The organism is Gordonia sp. UCD-TK1, from assembly GCF_001691435.1.
Lineage (GTDB): Bacteria > Actinomycetota > Actinomycetes > Mycobacteriales > Mycobacteriaceae > Gordonia > Gordonia hongkongensis.
Map to the genome: position 1 here is coordinate 121,946 of NZ_LZMP01000035.1, position 24,135 is coordinate 146,080.

The following is a 24,135-nucleotide window of genomic DNA, read 5'->3' on the forward strand; positions in this document are numbered from 1 at the left end:
ACCGTCAGGCAGCCGCGAGCACGACGACCGCCGCGACGTCGACGCCGTTCTCGGCCAGCACGCGCACCGATTCGGTCACGGTCGCGCCGGTCGTCAGCACGTCGTCGACCAGGATCGCGCTCGCCCCGGGGGCCGGGACGGCGCCGGAGCGCAGCCGGACGGCGCCGCGTAGATTCCGGGCGCGGGCCCGGGCGTCGAGTCCGGCGGAGTCCCGTGCCGTCGCCGACGTCACCAGCAGCGGTGCGACCCGTACCCGTCGGCCCAGTGCGGGCGCCGCGTTCGCCGCCACCGCCGTGACGGGGTCCCCGCCGCGCCGCCGCGCCGTCATCCGGCGGGTCGGTGCCGGGATCAGCAGCATCCGTTCGGCGTCGGGGAGCTCACCCCACCGGGCCAGGACGCGGACACCGAGCGCGAGAGCGGTGCCGAGGGGCCGGGCAAGATCGCGACGGTCGTGTTCCTTGAGCGCGATGATCGCCTGCCGATGCGGACCGCGGTACCGGCCCAGCGCCCAGACCGGGACGCCGGGCGCGACCCGAGGGTGGGCCGCGATCGGGGCGTCGGACAACGCGCGCTCGCACCGACGGCACCACCGAGTACCCGGGCGACCGCACCCGCCGCAGACCATCGGGAACATCAGATCGGCTCCCGCCTCGAAGACCTCCCGGCGCCACGTCACGCGCCGACGGTAGTGCACCTCGCACAGGTGTGCGGGGCGGTGGGCGAGGGTGTGCACAACCGGGGCACGGGTGCTCGCGGGAGGATCTCGTGCCCGTTCGTCCCGACATGCCGACGCCGCGCCGCAAAACGTGGCCGATACCGGAACTTGCGGCTACGGTCGGGGGTACAGCAGGTTGCCGGAGGCCGTCGAGGTGTGCCGGCCACGACCGCTTTTGCCGGGAGGTGATGCCCCTGTCTTTGAGTGTCAGCTGTCAGCTGACATGGACACATCCTCGGTGCCGTTCGAATCGCCAGTGCGACAACAGATCACGGCGATTCAACCGGCTTCGGGACAATTCAGGAGGTAGTTGAATGTCCACAGTCATCCACCGCAAAGGCCAGCGCGAACCGAAGACCGCCGACCCACGGCCGACCGTGGAGGAGGGTCCCGCGCCCGACCGCCGATCAACCGAGAACGATTCCTACGATCCGGAGTTCGCCTTCGTCCGCCCACCGGGAACGGTGGACGCCGACGAGCCGGCCGAACCCACCGCGAAGGTCGTGTTCAGCGGCCGCAACGTCGAGATCCCCGACCACTACCGCATCTACGTCGGCGACAAACTCGCTCGTCTCGAGCGATTCGATCCGACCATCTACCGATTCGACGTCGAGCTGAACCACGAGCGCAACCGGAGACAGTCCAAGGTCTGTCAACAGGTGGAGATCACCGCGACGGGCAAGGGGCCGATCGTCCGGGCGCAGGCCTGCGGCGAGAACTTCTACGCCGCCCTCGAACACGCGCTCGACAAGGTCGAGTCCCGGCTGCGCCGCGTCAAGGACCGCCGGCGTGTCCACCACGGCAACCGTCGGCCGCTCTCGGTCGCCGAAGCCACCGAGATCGGTGCGCCGCCCCTCCGCGACAACCAGCTCTCCGTGGACGGTTTCGTCGGTGATCCGAACTCGACGGCGGCCGACTCCGCCGAACAGTGGGACGACGGCGTGGAGGAATACACACCCGGTCAGATCGTCCGCGTGAAGGAGCACACGGCCGTGCCGATGACCGTCGACGACGCGCTCTACGAGATGGAACTGGTCGGCCACGACTTCTTCCTATTCCACGACAAGGAGACCGACAAGGCGTCCGTCGTCTATCGCCGGCACGCCTTCGACTACGGGCTCATCAGGTTGACCTGACGCCCGAGCGGGCCCCGCAGGCGGTCATCCGGTCGATGTCCGACGATCCGATCAGGGTCTGCTCAGCTCACCTCGGTACCATGGGATCCGGTCTGTGCGTTCGCGCGGGCCGGATTCCGTGTGTTTTCTACAGGTGAGGGACTCGATCCACGGTGCTGAACAAGCTGTTGCGTGTCGGCGAAGGCCGCATGGTCAAGCGACTCGATGCGATCGCATCGCACGTCGAGACGCTGTCCGATGACGTCGAGGCGTTGACCGACGCCGAGTTGCGTGCCAAGACAGACGAGTTCAAAGAGCGCATCGCCGACGGGGCGTCGCTCGACGAGCTGCTGCCCGAGGCCTTCGCGGTCGCCCGCGAGGCGGCGTGGCGAGTGCTCGACCAGAAGCACTTCCACGTGCAGATCATGGGCGGGGCGGCGCTGCACTACGGGAACATCGCCGAGATGAAGACCGGTGAGGGCAAGACGCTCACCTGTGTGCTCCCGGCCTACCTCAACGCGCTCTCCGGCGACGGCGTGCACGTGGTCACCGTCAACGACTACCTGGCCAAGCGCGACTCCGAGTGGATGGGCCGCGTGCACCGGTTCCTCGGTCTCGACACCGCCGTCATCCTCACCGGCATGAGCTCGGCCGCGCGGCGCGAGGCCTACGCCGCCGACATCACCTACGGCACGAACAACGAATTCGGCTTCGACTACCTGCGCGACAACATGGCGCACTCGCTCGAGGACCTCGTCCAGCGCGGCCACTCGTACGCGATCGTCGACGAGGTCGACTCGATCCTCGTCGACGAGGCCCGTACCCCGTTGATCATCTCCGGCCCCGCCGAGGGGTCGAGCAAGTGGTACACCGAGTTCGCGCGGATCGCCCCGCTGCTCGAGCGCGACGTGCACTACGAGGTCGACATCAAGAAGAAGACCGTCGGTGTCCACGAGGCCGGCGTCGAGTTCGTCGAGGACCGCCTCGGCATCGACAACCTCTACGAGGCCGCCAACTCGCCCCTGGTCAGCTACCTGAACAACGCGATCAAGGTCAAGGAGCTGTTCCAGCGCGACAAGGACTACATCGTCCGCAACGGCAACGTCATGATCGTCGACGAGTTCACCGGCCGCGTGCTCGACGGGCGTCGCTTCAACGAGGGCCTGCACCAGGCCATCGAGGCGAAAGAGGGCGTCGAGATCAAGGCCGAGAACCAGACGCTCGCCACGATCACACTGCAGAACTACTTCCGCCTCTACGAGAAGCTGTCCGGGATGACCGGTACCGCCGAGACCGAGGCCGCCGAGTTCGACCAGATCTACAAGCTCGGGGTGCTGCCGATCCCGACCAACAAGCCGATGATCCGCAAGGACCAGGGTGACCTGATCTACAAGACCGAGGAGGCGAAGTTCGCCGCGGTCGTCGACGACGTCACCGAGCGCCATGCGACGGGTCAGCCTGTCCTGATCGGTACGACCAGCGTCGAGCGTTCGGAATACCTCTCCCGCCAGCTCAAGAAGCGCGAGATCCCGCACAGCGTCCTGAACGCGAAGTTCCACGAGCAGGAAGCGCAGATCATCGCCGAGGCGGGTCGGCTCGGCGCGGTCACCGTGGCCACCAACATGGCCGGTCGCGGTACCGACGTCGTGCTCGGCGGCAACCCCGACATCATCGCCGACACCCGGCTTCGCAAGGCCGGTCTCGACCCGGTGCAGACCCCCGACGAGTACGAGGCCGCGTGGGACGAGGCCATCGAGGTCGCCCGCACCGACGCCGCGAAGGAGGCCGAGGAGGTCCGCGCGGCCGGCGGTCTGTACGTGCTGGGCACCGAACGCCACGAGTCACGCCGTATCGACAACCAGCTGCGCGGCCGTTCCGGCCGCCAGGGCGACCCGGGTGAGTCGCGGTTCTACCTGTCGGTCGCCGACGAGCTCATGCGTCGATTCAACGGCGGTGCGCTCGAGGCGATCATGAACCGGCTGCCCGACGACGTCCCCATCGAGGCGAAGATGGTGACCAAGGCGATCCGCAGCGCGCAGACGCAGGTCGAGCAGCAGAACTTCGAGATGCGCAAGAACGTGCTCAAGTACGACGAGGTGATGAACGAGCAGCGCAAGGTCATCTACGCCGAGCGCCGCACCATCCTCGAGGGCGAGGATCACCACGAGCAGGTCAAGCAGATGGTCGACGACGTCGTCGGGGCCTACGTCGACGGTGCGACCGCCGAGGGTTACGCCGAGGACTGGGATCTCGACGAGCTGTGGACCGCACTGCGTGCGCTGTACCCGATCGAGCTCGATCCGAAGGATGTCGTCGGTGAGTCCGAATACGGTGAGCGCGATGACATCTCGGCCGACGAGCTGCGCGAGAAGCTCGTCGCCGACGCGCGCGCCGCGTACGACACCCGTGAGAAGCAGATCGACGCGATCGCCGGCGAGGGCGCGATGCGACAGCTCGAACGGAGCGTGTTGCTGAGCGTGCTCGACCGCAAGTGGCGCGACCACCTGTACGAGATGGACTACCTGCGCGAGGGCATCCACCTGCGTTCGATGGCCCAGCGTGACCCGGTCGTCGAGTACCAGCGCGAGGGCTTCGACATGTTCCACGGCATGCTCGAGGGCTTGAAGGAAGAGACGCTGAGCATCCTGTTCAACGCGCAGGTGCAGACACAGCAGCCGGCGGCCGAGCAACCGCTCCCGAGTGCTGCCGACCTGCGCGCGGCCGTGGGCGCGGGTGCCCCGGCACCGGTGCCCGCTCCCGCTCCGGCCGCCGACTCCGGTGCTCAGGCCCCGGCCGCCCTGCGGGCCCCGACTCAGTCGGCGGACGCGGCGGTCACATACTCGGGCCCGGGCGAGGGCGGCGGTACGGTCGTGCACTCCGAGGAGGAGGAGCTCTCGGGCGCCGCGGAATCCGCCAGCCGTCGCGAGCGCCGCGCCGCGGCCCGCGCCACCACCAAGGGGTCCCGGCCGAAGCCGCCGAAGTCCAAGAAGCAGCGCCGCTGACCGGCGCCCCAAGCGGGTGCCGCCACCAGCAGTGACCGCCGACGGTCGGTCCCGGAGATGTCCGGGACCGACCGTCGACGTTTTTCTCGGATTCGATGGAACCGGGACGCCGCCCCGTGCGTCCAAATCCCATGCGTCCACTCCTGGCGGGTCCTGAACTCGCACCCACGAGCACGTCGCGGCCGCACGGATCGCGGCCGTCGCAGCAGACACCGCGGGTCCGGGTTCGTCCGGCGCCGCCGTACGAGCCCGCCGGTCCGGTGGTGGCAGCACCGCACGGCCTCGCGACTCCGACGGCCATCCGGCCGTTCCCGGGGTCGGCTCCGGGTGCCGGTTCGGCGCGCAAGACCGCGGTCGCCGCGGCCGAGGCCCGCCGCTTCACCGTTGCGGTGTCCCGGCTGCTGTTCGAGGTGGTCGATCGGCGTCGCTCGGTCGCGCACCTCGGCGACGTCGTGTCGCCGGCGATCGCCGACCAGGTCGCAGCCCTCGTCCGGCACGACGCCTTTCGGATTCCGGAGTCGACCGGAACCGGGACGCCGGGGACCGTATCGACGCCGGTGGCGCAGATGTCGACCGGGAATGTGCTGCGGCGCGTGCACGTCCAGGTGTGCGATCCCAGCGCCGCAGAGGTGTTCGGCTCGTACGAGGGGGGTGGGCGGACCCGGGCGTTCGCGGGCCGCATCGAGCGCAAGCCGATCCGGGTCCGTGGCGCCGCGGACCCAGGCCGGCGATCGTTGGGTCGAGTGGAATACCGGTGGCAGCTGGTGGCCCTCGAGTTCGGCTGACGGGTAGCTCCTGCGCAGACCACGGAAATCCGCGTCGACGGCTACGATCGGCGTCGTGGTCACCCGTCTGTCGCCCCGCGACGCGATGTACTACTTCCTCGACGATTCGCGGTCCACGACCCACCTCGGGGCGTTGCTGATCGTCGATCCCGCGGCCGCGCAGGCGACCTCGGAGAACGCCGAACCGGGCGACACCGGATCCGAAGCGTCCGACGCGGCCAGGCGAGCGTCCCGGCAGTCGACGCTCGACTACGCGGGTCTGGTCTCGCTGGTCGAGAACCGCCTTCAACTCATCCCGCGGTATCGCCAGGTCGTCCGCGAGGTGACGCTCGGGCTCGCGCGCCCGGTCTGGGTCGACGACCCCGACTTCGACATCAACTTCCACATCCGTCGCGCGGGTCTGCCGCGGCCCGGTGGAGCCGTCGACGTCGACGAACTCGTCGCCCGGGTGATGTCGCGGCCGCTCGACCGCACGCGACCGCTCTGGGAGATGTATCTCATCGAGGGTCTCGCCGACGGCCGACTCGCGATCCTGACCAAGTCGCACCGATGCCTCATCGATGATGCGGGCAGCCGGGAGATCAGTGAGGTCATCTGCGACGACACCGAGACAGCGGAACCGCTGCCGGAGGAGTTGTGGATGCCGGGCAGGCCGCCGGGCGGCACCCATCTCGTCGCCGGTGCCCTCGCCGAGGCGCTCGCGCGTCCGGGCGACCTCGTGGACACGGTGCTCCACGGCAACGGAATCGTGTCCGAGATGCGGTCCGCCGTCGGCACGACCGTGCGGCGCGTGGGGGACGTGGTGTCGCAACTGACCGATTCGGCGCCACGCAGTCCGTTGAACAACGCGGGCACCACCACCCGGTCCTTCACCACCGTCGCACTGCCGCGACGGGGGTGCGCAAAGGTCGCCGAGCATCACGGTTGCACCATCAACGACGTCGAGCTGGCCATCATCTCCGGCGTCATGCGCAAGTGGATGCTGTCGTTCGATCCGGCCGAGGTCCCTGCCGACACCGTGCGGGTCGTCGTGCCGCTGTCAGCACGCGACCCGGGTGTCGAGCGCACGGCCGAGCCGGAACCCGGGTGGATCGGGGTCGGCAAACCGAGTTTCGTCACCGATCTGCCGGTGGGGGAGAGTAATCCGGCCGTTCGGCTGGCGCAGGTGGCCGGTCTGGCCGACCGATATGCGCAGTCGCCGCGCCGGATGACTCTCGGTCCCAGCCCGCTCTTCCCCGAACTGGGTGTGGTGCCGTTCCCGGAGATCAGCTCTCGGGCGTTCCGGTCGCTGAACAGCCGTGCGTACAACGTGCCGGTGGCGATGAGCACGTCGCCGGTGCCGGACCGTTTCGTCCTCGGCGCACCGGTGCGCCAGGTCTTCTCGATTCCCACCCTCGTGTCGCAGCGTGCGCTGGCGATCAGCGTCGTCGAGTACCGTGACCATCTGCACTTCGCCTTCGTCGCCGACCGCGGAGTCATCGCCGATCTGCCCGCGATGGCCGACTACGTCTTCGAGTCCCACGAAGAGTTGACCCAGAAGAGTTGACCCAGAAGAGCTGACCCAGCCCTACCGCTGGCCGAACGGGAGTAGTTGACGAATGAGGGTGTACCTGCCGGCGACATTGGCGATGCTGTTGCGGCTCGATACCGACGGCGAGTTCCGTCCTCTGGGTGGCACGGGCTTCGCCCTGACGCCCGCGCTGCGTGAGGCCTTCGTCTCCGGGGATGACGAGGAGCTGTCCGAGGTCGCGCTGCGCGAGGCCGCGCGTGCGTCGCTGCGCCTGCTCGCCGGGGAGGCCCCGGAGGCCGGCGACCGCGAGTCCGAGTCCGAACTGGTCGCCGACGAGGCGGTCACCGACCCCGCGGACACCCCGCGTCTGCCGCCCCGGCGCGTGGTCGTCGCGGCCGACGTGGCGGACGTGACACTGCGTCCCGACCTGGACGACGCGGTGGTCAAGATCTCCGGGCCCGTCCCGGTGTCGGCGATCGCGTCCGTGCATGTCGACGTCGCCGAGGCGGAGCCGAAGGTGCGTGCGGCCGTGGTGGTCATCGACGCCGCCGACATGGGTGATCTCGATGCCGAACTCGCGGTCGGCGACGTCGAGGACTTCGATCTGGCGTGGTACGCGACTCAGGAACTTCCGTTCCTCCTCGAGCTCCTCTGAACCGGACCACTAACCTACGGTTGCGTAGGTTATGGTTGCTCAGACACGTTCCGACGTCGAAGGCGGTAAGTGAGATGGGTTTGCTCGAGAGGTTCGAGGAACCGGTTTCCGGCATCGCGGCCCGCAGCCGCGGCTCGCAGTGGGCCCGCGCCGCGCTCACCCGGATCACGACGCCGCTCCTGCCCGACGACTATCTGCATCTGGCGAATCCGTTGTGGTCGGCCCGCGAGCTGCGGGGCAAGGTCGTCTCGGTGACCAAGGAGACCGAGGACACCGCGACGATCCGCATCCGGCCCGGTTGGGGCTTCTCGTTCGACTACGCCCCGGGTCAGTACATCGGCATCGGTGTCCTGATGGAGGGCCGCTGGGCGTGGCGTTCCTATTCGCTGACCTCGACTCCGGACTCGTCGGCGAACGACAAGACGATCTCGATCACGGTCAAGGCGATGCCCGAGGGCTTCCTGTCCAGTCACCTGGTCAACGGTCTCCGGCCCGGCACGGTCGTCCGGCTCGCCGCACCGTGCGGGGAGTTCGTGCTGCCGGACCCGTTGCCGGCGAAGATTCTCTTCGTGACCGCCGGAAGCGGACTCACGCCCATCATCTCGATGCTGCGCACCGCACGACACCGCGACCAGCGCACCGACATCACACTCGTGCACTCGACGCCCACGCCGGCCGATCTGCTCTTCGCCGACGAACTCCGGGACCTGGCGGACAGCGGCGTCGTCGACCTGCACGTGCAGTACACGCGAACCGACGGGCAGATCACTCCCGACGCGCTGCCGTCCCTCTGCGCCGACTGGCGCGAACGTCAGACCTGGGCGTGCGGACCCGCCGGGTTCCTCGACGGCCTGCAGCGCCTCTACGCGGAGGCGCACCTGACCGAGCAGTTGCACATCGAGCGGTTCGCCCTCGAACGCGGCGTCGTCGGGGCCCAGGGCGGCACCGTCACGTTCTCGCGGTCCGGGAAGTCGGCGGTCGTCGACGGTGCGACCACGTTGCTCGAGGCGGGGGAGACCGCGGGCGCGATGATGCCGTTCGGATGCCGGATGGGGATCTGCCAGAGCTGCGTGGTCATGCTCGACAAGGGATGCGTGCGCGACCTGCGTTCGGGCGTCGAACACGTCGAGGGCGAGCGCATCCAGACCTGTGTTTCCGCCGCGGCGGGGGACTGCACCCTCGCCGTCTGAGCAGCGTCTTCGTCTCGTGTGGCTCGCGCGCATCGGTGAGCCGGTAGGGTGAACGACGTGCGTGGCGAGAGGAATCTGTTCTGTGGAAACGCCGGCGAAGGCACCAGTGACCGCTGAGGCCCCGGCCCCCAGCGAGATCCCCGTCCTGAGTGACGGAGGCGTCACCCTGCGGCCGCATGAGCCCCACGACCTCGACCGGATGGTCGAACTCGCGGCGGATCCGGTCATGATGCGATGGACCCCGATCCCGGCACCGTACAGTCGTGCGGCAGCCGAGCGCTTCGCCCTCGACTACGCGCCGCGCAGCTGGGCGAAGGGCACCCGGATGTTGTGGGCCGTCGAATTCGACGGCCGGTTCGTCGGCACCGTCGACATCGAGGGCGAGGGACCGCTCACCCGACTCAGCTACGACCTGCACCCCGACGCCCGCGGGTGGGGCGTGATGAAGCGCGCCGTCCTGCTGGCCGTCAACTACGCATTCTCCGAAGCGGACAAAGAGGTCGTCCGATGGACGACCGTCGCCGGCAACATCGACGCGCTGCGGGTGGCCCACTCCTGCGGTTTCCGTCTTGACGCCGCGGTTCCCAACGGCATCGAGGTCCGCGGTCACATCCGCGACGCCTGGGTCGGATCGCTGCACGCAGGCGATCCTCAGCATCCCAAGACCGATTGGCGGACAGACGTTTTCGAGACCGAGCGGTTCCGCCTGCGGCCGCTCGCGGAGACCGACGACCCGCGCATCCGGGAGACGCTCGACGACCCGGTGTCGCGCAAGTACCTGTTCGCGCGCCCCGATCCGCTGGAACTCGAACACGCTGCGGCCGAACGCCTCCGCAAGTGGTGGACGGCCGCGCAGGGCACGACATGCACCTGGGCGGTGGCGGATCGCGAGACCGACGACTACCTGGGCGACATCACCCTGCTGCACATCGACGAGGTCACCGGCGCCGAGGCGGGTTTCTACACGCACCCCGAGGCCCGCGGCAAAGGCGTTCTGGGCGAAGCATTTCCGGCTGCGGTCCGGTACGCCTTCGACAAGCTGGGGTTCCGCCGCCTCACCCTCTTCGCCGCCGACAGCAACGAGGGCAGCAAGAAGCTCGCCCGCATCGCCGGCTTCCGCGAGTTCGGCACACAGAAACTCGCCGCCCGGTCCGACGGCGTCTTCGAGGACCTCGTGGGATTCGAGCTGTTCCGCGACGACTACGAGGCCGACCGCAAGAACTGACTAGTCCCGCCCCGTCGACCATCCACTGTCTCGCGTCGATTGTGCAGCTTCCTCGCCGGCACGGAACCCGTTCCGTTGATCGGTTGAGTCCCGGTTCGTCACACTCACTGGACACGACGCCGTCGCCAACCTACGCTTGCGTAAGTTACGGAAACGTAGGCGTAGGCAGTGGTCGACACGCGCACCTCGAAGTCGCGCCATCGACCGACCACCGGCGAAGGGAACCACACGTATGGCGATCTCTGACATCCCCGAATACGCGCACCTGACCGAGTCCGACGTGGCCGCATTGGGAGCCGAACTCGACGCGATCCGCGCCGACATCGAAGCCGACCGTGGTGAGCGGGATGCGCGGTACCTGCGCAACACGATCCGGTTCCAGCGCGGGCTGGAGGTCACCGGCCGCGCCCTGCTGTTCGGTTCGACTCGGAAGTCGGCCTGGTGGGCGGGTGCGTGCGCCCTCGGCGTCGCGAAGATCGTCGAGAACATGGAGCTCGGGCACAACGTGATGCACGGGCAGTGGGACTGGATGAACGACCCGGAGGTGCACAGCACCACCTGGGAGTGGGACAACACCGACCCGTCGGCGCACTGGAAGCACACCCACAACTACATCCATCACAAGTACACGAACGTGCTGGGCATGGACGACGATGTGGGCTACGGACTGCTGCGCGTCACGCGCGATCAGCGGTGGCGTCCGTTCAACTACGGAAATCTCGTCTACAACACGATTCTCGCGCTCGCCTTCCAATACGGGGTCGCCGTGCAGCATCTCGAGCTGGGCAAGAAGCGCAAGACCCCGGAGGCCCAGGAAGAGTTCCGGCGCAATCGCAACGAGGTCCTGTCGAAGATCGGCAAGCAGGTCGCCAAGGACTACCTCGCGTACCCGGCGCTGGTCAGTGCCGCCACCGGGCACAAGGTCGGGTACGGCCGCGCGTACGCCAAGGCTGCGACCGCGACCGCGCTCGGCAACGTCATCCGCAACGTGTGGAGCAACGCAGTCATCTTCTGCGGTCACTTCCCGGACGGCGCGGAGAAGTTCACCAAGCAGGACATCGACAACGAGACGCAGGCGGAGTGGTACCTGCGCCAGATGCTCGGCAGCGCCAACTTCGACGCCGGATTCCCGCTGGCCTTCATGAGCGGGAATCTGTCGTACCAGATCGAGCACCACATCTTCCCCGATCTCCCCAGCAACCGGTACGCCGAGATCGCGGTACGTGTGCGCGCGCTCTGCGACAAGTACGACCTCCCGTACACCTCGGGTCCGTTCCCGGTGCAGTACGCGAAGGCGTGGCGGACCATCGCCAAGCTCTCGTTGCCGGACAAGTACCTGTCGGCGACCGCGGACGACGCACCCGAGACCGCTTCCGAACGCCGCTTCAAGCAGGGCCTGCCGGAAGGTGCGCGTCTGCAGGCGACGATCGACGAGACGACCGGCGCGCGCCGGGGACTCCGCTCGGCCATTGCGTCGCTCCGCTCCCGGCGGCGAGACCAGGGTTCGCTCCGCTCGCTTCGTTCCCGAATCGGTGTCGATACGTCGGCCGCCCGCTCCGACGAGCAGGCCGCCTGATCGGCGCAGGTCAGACGGCCGGCACACATCGAGACCAAGGCAGTGGCCCCGACAGGGGCATAATGAGGCGCAATGGCAATCACTGATATCAACGAGTACGCGCACCTGACCGACGCCGACGTGGAAGCACTCGGTGCCGAGCTCGACGCGCTCCGCCGTGAGATCGAGGCGGACCGCGGCATGCGCGACGTCCGGTATCTGCGGCGCACCATCTTGGCGCACCGTGCTCTCGAGGTCGCGGGCCGAGCGGCTCTCATGGGCAGCCGTTCCCGGCCGCTCTGGCTGCTGGGCACCGGAGCGCTCGCGCTGTCGAAGATCATCGAGAACATGGAGCTCGGGCACAATGTGATGCACGGGCAGTGGGACTGGATGAACGACCCGGAGGTCCACTCGACCACCTGGGAGTGGGACATGGTGTGCGCGGCGCCGCACTGGAAGCACTCCCACAACTACATCCATCACAAGTACACCAACGTCCTCGACATGGACCACGACGTCGGTTACAAGACGTTGCGGGTCACGCGGGACGAACCGTGGAAGCCCAAGCAGCTCCTCCAGCCGGTCACCAACATCCTCCTCGCGGCGCTGTTCGAGTGGGGCATCGGTTTGCACGACCTCGACATCAAGGACGCGATCTCGGGGAAGAAGCCCAAAGAGGTCGCGATCCCGCAGCTGAAGGTGTTCGCGCGCAAGGTCGGCAAGCAGTTGGCCAAGGACTATGTCCTGTTCCCCGCGCTGTCGGGACCGAATTTCAAGCACACGCTGACCGCGAACCTCAGTGCCAATCTGATCCGCAACGTGTGGGCCTACGTCGTCATCTTCTGTGGTCATTTCCCGGACGGCGCGGAGAAGTTCACCGCGGAGTCACTCGAGAACGAGACGCAGGGCCAGTGGTACCTGCGGCAGATGCTCGGTACGGCGAACTTCGACGCCGGGCCCGCGATGGCCTTCTTCAGCGGCAACCTGTGCTACCAGATCGAGCACCACCTGTACCCTGATCTGCCGAGCAACCGGTATGCCGAGATCGCGGTGCGGGTACGCGCTCTCTGCGACAAGTACGACCTTCCGTACACGACGGGATCGATTGTCGTGCAGTACCTTCAGACACTTCGCACGATCAACAAGCTGGCGCTGCCCGATTCGTTCCTGCGTGACACCGCCGACGACGCCCCGGAAACGGCGTCGGAGCGGCGTTTCGCCGGGATGACCCCCCGCGCCGCCGGCCTCAAGACCGCGATCCGCGAACTGCGCGCCCGGCGTCGCCGGCGCTAGCACGCCACTCGGTCACTCCGCCGCTCGTGGCTCCTCGGCCGTGTCGCCCTCACCGCCGCTGACCGCCACCAAGAGGTGGCGCACGGCCATCGCGCGACGATACGAGTGGCCGGTCAGCTCGTCGAGCTTGCACTCGGGATCCGCCGGTGGGCCCAGATGCGTACAGCCGCGGGGACATTCCTCGATGGCGGCGTGCAGATCGTCGAAGGCGGCGACGATGTCGTCGGGTCCGACGTGCGCGAGTCCGAACGACCGGATGCCGGGGGTGTCGATGACCCAGCCACGCGGGCCGGCGTCATCGGGCAGGGCCAACGCCACCGACTGGGTGGACGTGTGCCGGCCCTTGCCCACTCCCGACACCACGCCGGTCGCCCGATATGCGTCCGGGACGAGACGATTGACCAGAGTGGACTTGCCCACCCCGGAGTGGCCGATGAACGCGGTGATCCGACCGCGCAACGTCGACAGGATCTCGTCGAGCGGGTCGTCGCGGCCCGCGCACACCACCGGCAGGTCGAGATCGGCGAAGGCCGCGGTGAATTCGGCGGGATCGGCGAGATCCGATTTCGTCAGGCACAGAATGGGGGACAGGCCGCCCACATAGGCCGCGGCCAGTGCGCGTTCGACGAATCCGGTGCGCGGCGGCGGATCCGCCATGGCGGTCACGATGAGGAGCGCATCGGCATTCGCCACGACGATCCGCTCGTAGGGATCGGAGTCATCGGCGGTGCGGCGCAACACCGTTCGACGATCGGCCACCCGGACGATGCGCGCCAGCGTGTCGGGCCGGCCGGACAGGTCGCCGACCACCGACACGTCGTCGCCGACGACGATCGGGGTGCGACCCAGTTCGCGGGCGCGCATCGCGACGACGCGCCGATCCGGGTCGCCGCCGAGCACCACGCCCCAGCGACCGCGATCGACCGAGACCACCATGCCCTGCTCGGCGTCGTCGTGGGACGGTCGCGTCTTGGTGCGCGGTCGGGTGCCCTTCCCGGGACGGACCCGGACGTCGGATTCGTCGTAGCTCGCCGCGCGGCGACTCAACGGCGCGCCTGTCCTCGAGAGCTCATGCGCGCCCCAGCATCTGCTGCCACATCCCCGGGAAGTCAGGCAGCGTCTTGCTCGTCGTCTCGATGTCGGCTACCACCACACCGGGTGTCACCAGGCCGACAATGGCTCCGGCGGTGGCCATCCGGTGGTCGGCGTAGGACTCCCAGGTACCCCCGCGTAACGGGGAGCCGGCGGTGCCGGTGATGCGCAGTCCGTCGCCGGTTTCGGCGCATGTCCCACCAAGGCGGGTGATCTCGGTGGTGAGCGCGGCGAGCCGGTCGGTCTCGTGGCCGCGGAGATGGGCGATCCCGGACAGTACCGACTCGCCGTCGGCGAGCGCGCACAGCGCGGCGATGGTGGGGGTGAGCTCGCCGATGTCCCGGAGGTCGAGGTCGACGGCCTTGAGCACCTCGGGGCCGCGCACCGACAGCGTGCCGTCGAGGTGCTCGACGGCGCAACCCATCGCGGCGAGGACGTCCGCGATCCGTGCACCGGGCTGGGTGGTCACGGCGGGCCAGTACGGCACCCGCACGGTACCGCCGGTGACGGCTGCCGCGGCGAGGAACGCGGCGGCGTTCGACAGGTCGGGCTCGACCGTCCAGTCGACGGCCGCGATCGGTCCGGGTGCAACGCGCCAGACATTCGGTTCGGAGGTGTCGACGACGACGCCGGCCGTCGCCAGCATCTCCACGGTCATGTCGATGTGCGGGGTCGACGGGACGGCCGCGCCGACGTGCCGGACGACGACGCCGGCCTCGAACCGGGCCGCCGACAACAGGAGCCCCGACACGAACTGCGATGACCCGGATGCGTCGATGGTGACCTCGCCGCCGGGCACGGTGCCGGTGGCGTCGATGGTGAACGGCAATCGATCGCCGTCGACGGCGACACCCAGCCCGCGCAACGCGTCGAGGATGGTGGTCTGCGGCCGTTCGCGCGCGTGGGGATCGCCGTCGAAGACCACGCGCCCGGTGGCCAGGGCCGCGGCCGGCGGCAGGAACCGCATCACGGTCCCGGCGAGGCCGCAGTCGATCGCGGCACCCCGCAGGGGTCCGGGCACGATCGAGACCGTGGTCTCGCTCGCGGGGTCGATGCGGATCTCGGCGCCCAGGGCCTCGAGCGCGGCGAGCATCAGGTTCGTGTCGCGGCTCCGGAGGGTTCCACGGACTGTCGACGGCCCCTCGGCGAGGGCGGCGAGGACGAGAGCGCGGTTGGTGATCGACTTGGAACCCGGCAACTCCACGGTTGCATCCAGGCCGCCTCCGGCGGTTGCATCCAAGCCGCCCTTGGTGATCGTCGGCGCGTTCCAGGAACTCATGGCGTCCAGTCTGTCATGGGGTGCCCACGTTCCCCGGCGCCGATGGGCCGTCCACGGCGATGGGATCCCGATCTATCGCGTGTCCTTGCGCAGCGGGTGATCGGCGGGGATCTGGACGACGATCAGGGTCCGGCCGTCGGGATCGGTCGCGTGCATCTCGATGAGACCCCACGGCTCGGTGCGCGGCTCGCGGGTCACGGGAACGCCGCGGTCGCGGAACTCGTCGGCGACGGCCTCGGCATCCCGGACCTGAAGCCAGAGAACCGAATCGCTGGACGGGGCCGGCTCGTCGGTCTTCATGTGCGACGAGATCTCGATGAGCCCGTTGCCGGCGAAGAACACGACACCACCCGGATACTCGCGGTGGACCGGCAGACCGAGCCGCTCGCGGTAGAACGACTGCAGGCGTTCGGGATCGGCCGAGAGCAGGAGCACCCGGCTGGCCAGGACCTCCATCTACTGCCCCTCGGTGGTGCCGGCGGAGCCGCCCAGGGCGTGTCCGCGGTTGAGGTCGCTCCCGTGGCTCGCGGCCTCGTACGCGGCCCGTTCGCGGGCCAGCCGTTCCGTCTCGCCGATGGGCGTCGAATCGCCGAACGCGAACGCGGAGCCGTGCGGCCACTCGTGCGGGAGGTCGGGGTCGACGATGCGCCCGTCGTCGTCGATCGGCTCAAGATCAGAACTGGGGGACATGGGTTCCACGATAGGCCGAACCGGGCGCGGTGCGCGGGATTCGGGAGCGGCCCGACCGTTGCGCGATCGTGCGGTCGTCGCAGTACAAACGCAAGGTCGGCGGCCTACCGTTGTCGTCGGGGTCGGGCGTTTCGTACGCGATCACCGGGAGGGATCATGACCAGCATCGAGCACCGGACCGAGCACCGAGACTTCGCCGAACCCGACGAGGTACGCACCTTCGGGCACGGGCAGGTGGAGCTACTCACCGTTGGGACGTCGGACATCGGCCGGCTGACCCTGGAACCGGGCTGGCGATGGTCGGTCGACGTCAAACCGATCGCCGGTACCGAACTGTGCGAGGCACCGCACTTCCAGTACCACGTGTCCGGGGTCATCCACGTCGTGATGGCCGACGGCACCGAGTTCGACGCTGGGCCGGGATCGATCACGTCCCTGCCCTCCGGGCACGACGCCTGGGTGGTCGGCGACGAACCCGTGGTCCTCGTGGACTTCTACGGTGCCAGCAACTACGCCAAACAGCAGGCCGGGTGACGACCGACCACGGTCCGAACCGAACCCGTCACGAACCGCGCCGCGAGAACCCGCCCGAGGTGTAACCGTCCCAGGTGTCGAAGAGCCGCAACACCTTCGGGTCGCCGAGGCTCTTGATGTGGTCGGCCAGGTCCTTGGGCGCAGCCGGATTGGTGACGATGAACGGGTGCAGCGACGAGTCGTGGTCGGCCAGATAGCGGAGCGTGTCGGCCGGGGTGTCGGGGTCGGCGGCCGCCAACGCGTCGCGCGGGTCGAAGGCGGCGGCGCGGACGCCGTCGGCGCCGGAGAGGTCGGTTGAACCGTCGGGTGCACCGACCACTGCGATGTCGCCGGTGTTGTGGTAGTCGACCGGATCGGCGGACACGCTGCGCGTGTTCAGCAGGAGGTTCAACACGATCGCGGTGAGCGCACCCGCGGAGATCCCCGAATGGAAGATGGTCTGGAACCAGTCGGGGAACTGGGCGTAGAGATCCAGGACCACGTTGACCGGCGCTTCGCCGAGTTCGCGGTCGGTGTAGTAGATCTTGGCCTCGGTCAGCATGGCGACACCGACGGAGATCGCGACGACCAGGATGTTGGTGTTGTTCAGCTTCGCCTTCGCGAGCGTCCGGATGCCGCTGGCCGCGACCATCCCGAACAGAGCGACTCCGGCCCCGCCGAGCACTGGCAGCGGTATGCCCTCGACGACGGCGGCCATCTTGGGCAGCAGGCCGAGGACCACCAGGATCACGCCGGCGCAGGTCGCGACGTGGCGGGTCTTGACCCCGGTGATCGCGACGAGGCCGACGTTCTGCGCGAAGGCCGTGTAGGGGAACGTGTTGAACACACCGCCAAGGGCGGTGCCCAGGCCGTCGGCGCGCATTCCGTCGGCCAGCTTGCGCGGGGTGATCTTCTGGTCGACGATCTCGCCGACGGCGACGATGTCGCCGGTGGTCTCGGTCATGATCACGACGCCGACGATGATCATCGAGATGATGGCGCTGACCTCGAAGGTGGGTGCGCCGAACTGGAACGGCTGCGGGATGCCGACCCACGGGTACTCGCCGACCTGATCCCAGTGCGTCATGCCGAACGGGATCGCGATCAGGGTGCCGACCGCCAGGCCGAGCAGGATCGACACCCGGCGGATCGCCGCGGGGGCGAATCGTTCGATGCCGATGATGACGGCCAGGGTGAGGAATCCGAAGGCGAGGTTCTTCGGGTCGCCGAAGTCGGGGCCCGCGGCGGTGCCGCCGCCGAACCAGCCGGCCGCCACCCGCATCAGGGACACCCCGATGATGAGGATGATCGTCCCGGTGACCAGCGGCGGGAAGAAGCGGATCAGTCTTCCGACGATCGGTGCGACGGCGATCATGAACAACCCGCACGCGATGACCGACCCGTAGATGGCGGTGATGCCGTACGAGGTCCCGATGGTGATCATCGGGCCGACCGCGGCGAAGGTGACGCCCTGCATCAGCGGGAGTCGGACCCCGAACCGCCAGAACCCCACGGCCTGCAAGATCGTCGCGATGCCCGCCACGAACAGGTCCGCCATGATCAGGTGGACGATGTCACCCTGCTCGAGTTGGCCGGCGCCGACCATCGCGCCGCCGACGATGAGGGGTACCGCGACGGCCCCGGCGTACATGGCCAGGACGTGCTGGAGGCCGAGCGGGAACAGCTTGATGAACGGCGGGATCTCGTCCACCGGATGTGCGGCGGACCTTCCGTTCTTGACGACATCGAGAACCGACATGGTCAGTGTTCTACGGTTCGCACGTTTCCGTGAAGGCGCGAGCGTGTATCCGCGACGTTTCCGCCAAGATATATCCGTGATGGCCACCGCCTCCCGCCGCAGCGCGGGAATCCTGCTCTATCGCCGGACGACGTCGGCCGACGGTGCCGCTGCCGTCGAAGTTCTCCTCGTGTTCCCCGGGGGTCCGATCTGGGCGCGTAAACCGGACGCGGGGTCGTGGTCGGTGCCCAAGGGGCTCGTCGAACCGGGCGAGGACGAGTGGGCCGCCGCGCGACGCGAGTACGCCGAGGAGATCGGGAGCCCGGTGCCCGACGCCCCGCCGATCGAACTCGGCGAGGTCAGGTTGAAGAGCGGCAAGAGGGTGATCGGATTCGCCGTGGAAGGCGACCTCGACGTCGTGTCGGTCGTCAGCAACACGTTCGAGCTGATGTGGCCACCGCGGTCGGGACGGATGCAGGCGTTCCCCGAGATCGACCGCGCCGAATGGTGTTCCGTCGATCTCGCGCGGACCCGGCTCAACCCCGCTCAGGTTCCGTTCGTCGACCGTCTGCTCGAGGCGCTGGGGTCCGCGGACCCGGCGTCACCGAGGAGGTAGGTGCGCGTCAGGTCTCGCCACAGCGGGAGATGCGGGTCGGTCAGCGGGTCGCGCCGGTCGATGAGGTAGGTGGTCGCCGCGCCGCGCATGCTCGTCAGGAGCAGCGGGTAGAGGGCGGCGTAGCGCGGCGACGCGGTCAACTCGGGACCGAGGAACCCGGCGACCGCGCGCCGGACGGTCTGGCCGATCTCGCGTTCGGTGGGGAGCAATGCCGTCCGCAGATTGGCATTCGTCCGCGCCGCGACCCACAACTCCATCGACGCGACGAAGTACGGCTGGTGGAACGTCGACCACCCGACGTCGGTGGCCAGCGCGATGCGCTGGACCGGATCGGCCGGCCATTCGACGTGGCTGGGCAGTTCGGCGATGCGGGTGCGGGCGAGGTGTCCGACGGCCGCCATCAGCAGGACGTCCCGCGACGGGTAGTGGTGCAACAACCGGCCCCGGCTCACGCCCGCCTGGTTCTGGATGGCGACCGTGCTCGCGGCGGCGTATCCGCGATCGACGAGGACTCGGATCGCGGCATCGAGGATGCGGGTCTGCGTGACCCCGCTGCGTTGCTGCCGCGCGCGCGGGGCGCCGGGAGAGGTGGTCACACGAGGATCGTAGTTCGGCACGGCGCGGATGACCCGCGGCCTCACACGTCGAGGATGTGCGGGAGGCCCGCGCGGTAACGATCGCGGTCGATCTGTTTCAGCGGCTCGAGCATCGGCAGTTCCCAGAGCGGGAAGACGGTCGCCGCGCGGGCGGGGCTGTCGGCCGCGGCGATGATCGCGTTGGTCACCCGGCGGCCGGATTCGTTGGCGCCCTCCATCGTCGCGAGATCGATGTTGCTCCGGACGTGGTCGCCGCCGATGAACAGATTCGGAATCGACGTGTAGGCGTTCGGCCGGTTCTTGTACGAGCCGGCGGTGTTGACCATGAGCGGTGTGGCGTTGGCGATGGACGGCGACCAGGTGATCCCGGGGTCGAGGGACCAGGTGACGATCTCCCCCGAACGCAGGAGCTTCCGGGCCCCCGAGTTCATCGCTCGGCTCATCTGGGCCCACACTTCCCGCGCGATCTCTTGCCGGGTGCACTGTTTGGCGGGTTTGCCGTAGCGGATGCCTGGCTTCTCCCACTCCGAGATGTCAATGGACAGACAATCTTTCACTCGCCCGTCACCGTAGGTGCGCGCGAAGTCGACGTTCCAGGGGCGGGCCTGGAACAGGCCGGTCAGAGCCCAGGGGGTACCCAGCGCGGCGATGTGGCTCGGCGGCATGTCGGCGCGCCGGGACAGGAAGTACTGGATGCCGACCATCCAGTCGTCCTTGAGAGCGTGGATACCGGCCAGCGACGGGTCGGCCGTGACCAACTCGGGCGACAACAACGGACGGAGGCGATCGATGGGCATCGCGGCGACATACCAATCGGCATCGACCGGGGCGCCGGAGGTGAGTTGCGCTCCACTGATCCGGCCGCGCGTCAGATTCAGTCGCGCCAGGCCGGTCCCCATCTCGAAGCGGACGCCGCGACCGCGGAGGTGGGCCACCCACGGGTCGATCCACGCATGATTGGTGGGGCGGTTGAGGATCCGGTCGACGCCGCCGTGTACGAGCCCGGCGTCGTATCCGCTGATCAATCCGGTCGCCGAGGTGGCCAGTGCCAGTCCGATCTGGCCGATCGTCCGTGCCGACGCGGTGTCGGGTTTCGCGGCGACAAGCGCTCGCGTGAGGGCGCCCACGAGATATCGCTGATACGCCCGTGACTTGCCGTTGGACTTCACGAACTGCATCCAGGACTGGTTCTCCCACTGGCCGATTCGACGTTCGGTGCAACTGGTCGCGAGGATCAGCTCGCGGGTGACGAAGAACGCGAGTTCGGGAGGCGGCACATCGACGACGAACTTGAGTCCGGTCATGAACGCGTTGCGCAGGTTGTCCAGCGTCACGATCTCGTTCGCGTGTTGGACGAAACCCATGATCGATGCCGGGGCGGTGGTCGGGGCATACCCGGCGTCGTCGAAGGCGACGACCGCCGACTCGACGTCGATGAGGTGACGGTCACGAACGTTGCTGTTGCCGACGGGGATTCGCTCCATGGTGTCCGGCACGTGCTGGTAGCAACCCGGGAAGAACCGGAAACCGTGCTCGCCGGGGAGAGCGAGGCGACCACCCCGTGCGGTGCCGGGGACGTCGTGGCTGTAGGCCTTGCCGCCGAGGCGCGACGGCTCGTAGACCGTGACCCCGAAGCCGCGCTCGACGAGTTCATGCGCCGCGGACAAGCCGGCCATCCCGCCGCCGAAGATCCAGACGTCGCGTCCGCGGCCGGTGCCGTGTCGTGGCACCGCACGCGCAGAGGGAACCGTGACGCCCGGTAGCGCCACTGCGGTACCGGCCAGGACTGCGGCGGCAGCCGATCCGCGCAGCATGGACCGCCGCGGAAAGCTGTTCGGCGAGTTGCTGTTCGAAGTGAAAGTGGCGTCCGACATCCCCATGACCCCTTTGTCGACGACTGTCCGCGACGGTGGAGAACAGTCAGCGTTGACTTATCTGCTGTGATGTCTACCACAGCGTCAAAGTGGGTCGGACGGTTTTGGCGAATCGTCTCACGGGGTGCTCCGACGCGCCCCGCGGCTGACTACGACGGTTCGCGGCCGGTGAGGGTGCGTTGGCGAAAGTACTCGTGCAAACCGTCGAAAACGGCATCCGAGACCGACAGGGTGTGTTCGTCGTCGCCGATGAGGGAGAGGCCGCGCAACACGACATCGAGGCCCGGCGCTTCCGGAGCGTCGTAGCGGTCGTCTTCGATGTCGGCTTCGTGGATGATCTCTGCGATCGCCCACAGGACCGGGTCGGTGAGTTCGTACCGTTTCAGGATCGTTTCGAATGTGCAGTCGCCGTCATGATGGCCCAGTTCGACCCCGCGCATGTCGAACGGCGTTGCGTCCGAGGGGATTTCGTCTGCGTTGGTGACGAAGACGAACTCGGCGGCGGGATCGACGTACCGGCGGATCAGCCACGCGCACGCTGCTCGGTCGATGTGCACGCCGGCCCGGGTCGCCCACCTCACGACGGCCTCGCCGGTTCGGTCTCGAGGAGTCGGTCGGCCAGTGTGCGAAGTGCTTGTCGGGCGGTCTCGCGCGACTCGGTCGGAAAATGATCCCGTCGGGTGATCTCACGGAACCTGCGACGCAGGACGCCGAGCTGTTTCGCGGGGTCGGCATGGTCTTCCGCCTGCTGCGCCTCGACGACTATCTCTGCGTACTCGGCTCCGCGGGCCGACTGGAGTTCGGCGCGGATGCGTTCGAATTCGCGCGGGTTGGTGGGCGCGGCCGACCAGACCTCGCCGGATCCGCCTGCGCTGACCGCATCCTCGGCCACCCACTCGAGCTGTTCGCGGGTCCGGGCGCTCGCGGGAAGCAGTACCACCCCATCGGTCAGCTGATAGGCGCCGTACTTCCGGAGTTTGCGCCAGATCGCGATCCGCGGCGTCGACGGCTCTCGGGGGACTCGGTACACGAGCATCACCCAGTCTTCGGACACTCCAGCACCTCCTCGGCATGTCATCCGATCATGCACCAGCGGTCGATGTCGTTACCCGCCGCTCACCGCGCGTTCAACCCTGGACAATCTGATTGTAACCGTGGTTGCATCTGCTGGGAGCCGCACGATCGCGGCGACGCGGGCACGTTGGTGCGTGGTGGAAGGGGTGCGAGTGGCGATGTCGGAGAGATCCGGTCGACCCGGGAGTTCGGATGCGTCGAGACGTGCGGACAGTCCGCCGGAGGCCGAAGGGTCGGCGGCCGTCGAGTCGGGTGACCACGTCGACCCGACCGCGGGGGTCTCGCTGCGGACCGCGACCCGCGCGTGGTTCCTGATCTCGCTGCAGACCTTCGGGGGTCCCGCGGGTCAGATAGCGGTGATGCAGCGAGCACTGGTCGACGACCGGCGCTGGATCGGCCAGCGCCGGTTTCTCCACGCCCTCAACTACTGCATGCTGCTGCCCGGGCCCGAAGCCCAGCAATTGGCCATCTACGTGGGTTGGCTGCTCAACGGAACCGCCGGTGGGCTGATCGCGGGCATCCTGTTCGTCCTGCCCGGGGTGATCGCGATACTCGGGCTGTCGGCGATCTACGTCGCCTTCGGCGCGACGACCATCGTGGCGGCCCTGTTCGCCGGCATCGGCCCCGCGGTGCTCGCCATCGTCGCCCAGGCGGTCACGCGGGTGAGCAAACGGGCGCTCACCGGGCCGGTGCAGATCGCGATCGCGGTCGCTGCGTTCATCGCCCTGGCGGTCTTCGCTGTCCCATTCCCGATAGTCATCGCTGTGGCCGGCGTCCTGGGCTGGCTGACCGGCCGCCGTGTCGTCGCTGCCCAGAAGGAGGTCGCCGACGACGGGCCCGCGCCGATCATCGCCGACGACGCGATCCACACGGCATCCCCGAGCTGGCGTCGCGCCGGGTTGGTGCTCGGTGTCGGTGCGCTGGCCTGGATCATCCCGATGGGCATCGTCGTGGCGACCACGGGGACGGGCAGTGTGTTCACCCAGCAGGGCACGTTCTTCACGTGGACCGCCCTCATCACCTTCGGCGGCGCCTACGCCGTCCTGGCCTACATCGCCCAGCAGGCGGTCGAGGTCTACGGCTGGGTCACGCCGGGTGAGATGGTGCGCGGACTCGGACTCGCCGAGACGACCCCCGGCCCTCTCATCATGGTCGTCCAGTTCGTCGCGTTCCTCGGCGCCTATCGCGATCCGGGCGGTCTCGACCCCTGGGTCGCGGCGACCATCGGCGCACTCCTGACCACCTGGGTCACGTTCGTGCCGAGTTTCGTGTTCATCTTCCTCGGCGCGCCGTTCATCGAGAAGCTCCGCAACAACCGGCATCTGACGTCCGCGCTGAACGGCGTCACCGCCGCGGTGGTCGGCGTGATCGCCAATCTCGCACTGTATTTCGCACTGCACACGCTGTTCCGGGACACCACGGTCGTCACCGCCGGGCCGTTGCACCTCGCGGTCCCGCATCTCGACACCCTGCGTCCGTTGGCCGTGGTGATCACCGTGATCGCCTTCGTCCTGATCTATCCGCTCAAGCAGTCGGTGCTCCGGACCCTCGGCATCTGCGCGGTGCTCGGCCTGCTCGCCGCCGCGGTCGGCCTGCCCCTGACCTGAACGCCCCCTGA

Annotated in this window: 22 protein-coding genes; 12 read left to right on the plus strand and 10 right to left on the minus strand. The window is 68.4% G+C overall.

All coding sequences use genetic code 11. The annotated features are described in order from the left end of the window. Nucleotides 1-4 precede the first annotated feature (4 nt). The gene (locus A9310_RS18310) at nucleotides 5-634 is read right to left on the minus strand and encodes a ComF family protein (protein ID WP_058252023.1); all 630 of its coding nucleotides are present in this window, start codon (nucleotides 632-634) and stop codon (nucleotides 5-7) included. 395 nt (nucleotides 635-1,029) lie between these two features. Here A9310_RS18310 and raiA point away from each other — a divergent pair, with 395 nt between their 5' ends. The 9 genes from raiA to A9310_RS18355 all read left to right on the plus strand — a co-directional run bounded on the left by raiA (nucleotide 1,030) and on the right by A9310_RS18355 (nucleotide 13,045). Beyond that, the gene (raiA, locus tag A9310_RS18315) at nucleotides 1,030-1,851 is read left to right on the plus strand and encodes a ribosome-associated translation inhibitor RaiA (RefSeq protein ID WP_058251942.1); all 822 of its coding nucleotides are present in this window, start codon (nucleotides 1,030-1,032) and stop codon (nucleotides 1,849-1,851) included. Between the two features lie 152 nt (nucleotides 1,852-2,003). After that, nucleotides 2,004-4,832 (plus strand): preprotein translocase subunit SecA, encoded by a 2,829-nt coding sequence (gene secA / locus A9310_RS18320; protein ID WP_058251941.1) that lies wholly within the window; start codon nucleotides 2,004-2,006, stop codon nucleotides 4,830-4,832. A 263-nt stretch (nucleotides 4,833-5,095) separates the two neighbouring features. Next, the gene (locus A9310_RS18325) at nucleotides 5,096-5,617 is read left to right on the plus strand and encodes an Rv3235 family protein (RefSeq protein WP_319005263.1); all 522 of its coding nucleotides are present in this window, start codon (nucleotides 5,096-5,098) and stop codon (nucleotides 5,615-5,617) included. A gap of 55 nt (nucleotides 5,618-5,672) precedes the next feature. Further along, nucleotides 5,673-7,163: a wax ester/triacylglycerol synthase domain-containing protein gene (locus tag A9310_RS18330; RefSeq protein WP_065631847.1), complete on the plus strand. Its 1,491-nt coding sequence runs from the start codon at nucleotides 5,673-5,675 to the stop codon at nucleotides 7,161-7,163. Between the two features lie 52 nt (nucleotides 7,164-7,215). Beyond that, nucleotides 7,216-7,782: a hypothetical protein gene (locus tag A9310_RS18335; protein WP_065631848.1), complete on the plus strand. Its 567-nt coding sequence runs from the start codon at nucleotides 7,216-7,218 to the stop codon at nucleotides 7,780-7,782. Nucleotides 7,783-7,856: 74 nt separating this feature from the next. Beyond that, nucleotides 7,857-8,972 carry a ferredoxin reductase gene (locus tag A9310_RS18340; RefSeq protein WP_065631849.1) on the plus strand — a complete coding sequence of 372 codons (1,116 nt, stop codon included), beginning with the start codon at nucleotides 7,857-7,859 and terminating at the stop codon, nucleotides 8,970-8,972. 82 nt (nucleotides 8,973-9,054) lie between these two features. Then, a complete protein-coding gene (locus A9310_RS18345; protein WP_139104679.1) occupies nucleotides 9,055-10,197 on the plus strand; it encodes a GNAT family N-acetyltransferase in 1,143 nt (380 codons plus the stop codon). Between the two features lie 232 nt (nucleotides 10,198-10,429). Continuing rightward, on the plus strand, nucleotides 10,430-11,773 hold the full coding sequence (locus A9310_RS18350; RefSeq protein WP_065631850.1) for a fatty acid desaturase: 1,344 nt from the start codon (nucleotides 10,430-10,432) through the stop codon (nucleotides 11,771-11,773). Between the two features lie 72 nt (nucleotides 11,774-11,845). Continuing rightward, the gene (locus A9310_RS18355) at nucleotides 11,846-13,045 is read left to right on the plus strand and encodes a fatty acid desaturase (protein WP_065631851.1); all 1,200 of its coding nucleotides are present in this window, start codon (nucleotides 11,846-11,848) and stop codon (nucleotides 13,043-13,045) included. Nucleotides 13,046-13,057: 12 nt separating this feature from the next. On the opposite strand, the gene rsgA is transcribed toward A9310_RS18355, so the two are convergent. The 4 genes from rsgA to A9310_RS18375 form a co-directional block, all read right to left on the minus strand. After that, on the minus strand, nucleotides 13,058-14,092 hold the full coding sequence (gene rsgA, locus A9310_RS18360; RefSeq protein ID WP_065631852.1) for a ribosome small subunit-dependent GTPase A: 1,035 nt from the start codon (nucleotides 14,090-14,092) through the stop codon (nucleotides 13,058-13,060). Between the two features lie 22 nt (nucleotides 14,093-14,114). After that, nucleotides 14,115-15,416 (minus strand): 3-phosphoshikimate 1-carboxyvinyltransferase, encoded by a 1,302-nt coding sequence (aroA, locus tag A9310_RS18365; RefSeq protein WP_065631853.1) that lies wholly within the window; start codon nucleotides 15,414-15,416, stop codon nucleotides 14,115-14,117. A 72-nt stretch (nucleotides 15,417-15,488) separates the two neighbouring features. Further along, nucleotides 15,489-15,872: a VOC family protein gene (locus A9310_RS18370; RefSeq protein ID WP_058251932.1), complete on the minus strand. Its 384-nt coding sequence runs from the start codon at nucleotides 15,870-15,872 to the stop codon at nucleotides 15,489-15,491. Then, entirely contained in the window at nucleotides 15,873-16,106 is a 234-nt protein-coding gene (locus tag A9310_RS18375; RefSeq protein WP_065631854.1) for a hypothetical protein, read from the minus strand. Nucleotides 16,107-16,262: 156 nt separating this feature from the next. Between A9310_RS18375 and A9310_RS18380 the strand changes: the two genes are divergently transcribed. Then, nucleotides 16,263-16,640 carry a cupin domain-containing protein gene (locus tag A9310_RS18380; RefSeq protein WP_058251930.1) on the plus strand — a complete coding sequence of 126 codons (378 nt, stop codon included), beginning with the start codon at nucleotides 16,263-16,265 and terminating at the stop codon, nucleotides 16,638-16,640. Nucleotides 16,641-16,668: 28 nt separating this feature from the next. Here the strand turns inward: A9310_RS18380 and A9310_RS18385 are convergent, their stop codons facing one another. Next, a complete protein-coding gene (locus A9310_RS18385; RefSeq protein WP_065631855.1) occupies nucleotides 16,669-18,378 on the minus strand; it encodes a nucleobase:cation symporter-2 family protein in 1,710 nt (569 codons plus the stop codon). 76 nt (nucleotides 18,379-18,454) lie between these two features. Here A9310_RS18385 and A9310_RS18390 point away from each other — a divergent pair, with 76 nt between their 5' ends. Then, on the plus strand, nucleotides 18,455-18,973 hold the full coding sequence (locus tag A9310_RS18390; RefSeq protein WP_139104680.1) for an NUDIX domain-containing protein: 519 nt from the start codon (nucleotides 18,455-18,457) through the stop codon (nucleotides 18,971-18,973). Here A9310_RS18390 and A9310_RS18395 read toward each other — a convergent pair. The 4 genes from A9310_RS18395 to A9310_RS18410 form a co-directional block, all read right to left on the minus strand. After that, nucleotides 18,904-19,569: a TetR/AcrR family transcriptional regulator gene (locus A9310_RS18395; RefSeq protein WP_065631900.1), complete on the minus strand. Its 666-nt coding sequence runs from the start codon at nucleotides 19,567-19,569 to the stop codon at nucleotides 18,904-18,906. The two genes, A9310_RS18390 and A9310_RS18395, sit on opposite strands and share 70 nt — an antisense overlap. Nucleotides 19,570-19,610: 41 nt before the next feature. After that, complete coding sequence (locus A9310_RS18400; protein WP_139104681.1) at nucleotides 19,611-21,443, minus strand: FAD-dependent oxidoreductase; 1,833 nt, start codon at nucleotides 21,441-21,443, stop codon at nucleotides 19,611-19,613. A gap of 149 nt (nucleotides 21,444-21,592) precedes the next feature. Beyond that, on the minus strand, nucleotides 21,593-22,024 hold the full coding sequence (locus A9310_RS18405; protein WP_065631858.1) for a chromate resistance protein ChrB domain-containing protein: 432 nt from the start codon (nucleotides 22,022-22,024) through the stop codon (nucleotides 21,593-21,595). Continuing rightward, a complete protein-coding gene (locus tag A9310_RS18410) occupies nucleotides 22,021-22,497 on the minus strand; it encodes a Chromate resistance protein ChrB (protein WP_065631859.1) in 477 nt (158 codons plus the stop codon). The genes A9310_RS18405 and A9310_RS18410 overlap by 4 nt, the downstream gene beginning before the upstream one ends. A 172-nt stretch (nucleotides 22,498-22,669) precedes the next feature. On the opposite strand from A9310_RS18410, the gene chrA reads away from it, so the two are divergent. Then, nucleotides 22,670-24,124 carry a chromate efflux transporter gene (gene chrA, locus A9310_RS18415; RefSeq protein ID WP_065631860.1) on the plus strand — a complete coding sequence of 485 codons (1,455 nt, stop codon included), beginning with the start codon at nucleotides 22,670-22,672 and terminating at the stop codon, nucleotides 24,122-24,124. The last annotated feature ends 11 nt before the right edge of the window (nucleotides 24,125-24,135 follow it).

Coding starts and splice junctions, on each gene's coding strand:
- raiA (WP_058251942.1), top strand. CDS start 1,030: ATGTCCACAGTCATCCACCGCAAAGGCCAGCGCGAACCGAAGACCGCC.
- A9310_RS18355 (WP_065631851.1), top strand. CDS start 11,846: ATGGCAATCACTGATATCAACGAGTACGCGCACCTGACCGACGCCGAC.
- A9310_RS18400 (WP_139104681.1), bottom strand. CDS start 21,443: ATGTCGGACGCCACTTTCACTTCGAACAGCAACTCGCCGAACAGCTTT.
- A9310_RS18380 (WP_058251930.1), top strand. CDS start 16,263: ATGACCAGCATCGAGCACCGGACCGAGCACCGAGACTTCGCCGAACCC.
- A9310_RS18350 (WP_065631850.1), top strand. CDS start 10,430: ATGGCGATCTCTGACATCCCCGAATACGCGCACCTGACCGAGTCCGAC.
- A9310_RS18375 (WP_065631854.1), bottom strand. CDS start 16,106: ATGTCCCCCAGTTCTGATCTTGAGCCGATCGACGACGACGGGCGCATC.
- aroA (WP_065631853.1), bottom strand. CDS start 15,416: ATGAGTTCCTGGAACGCGCCGACGATCACCAAGGGCGGCTTGGATGCA.
- A9310_RS18340 (WP_065631849.1), top strand. CDS start 7,857: ATGGGTTTGCTCGAGAGGTTCGAGGAACCGGTTTCCGGCATCGCGGCC.
- A9310_RS18310 (WP_058252023.1), bottom strand. CDS start 634: ATGTTCCCGATGGTCTGCGGCGGGTGCGGTCGCCCGGGTACTCGGTGG.
- A9310_RS18335 (WP_065631848.1), top strand. CDS start 7,216: ATGAGGGTGTACCTGCCGGCGACATTGGCGATGCTGTTGCGGCTCGAT.
- A9310_RS18370 (WP_058251932.1), bottom strand. CDS start 15,872: ATGGAGGTCCTGGCCAGCCGGGTGCTCCTGCTCTCGGCCGATCCCGAA.
- A9310_RS18385 (WP_065631855.1), bottom strand. CDS start 18,378: ATGTCGGTTCTCGATGTCGTCAAGAACGGAAGGTCCGCCGCACATCCG.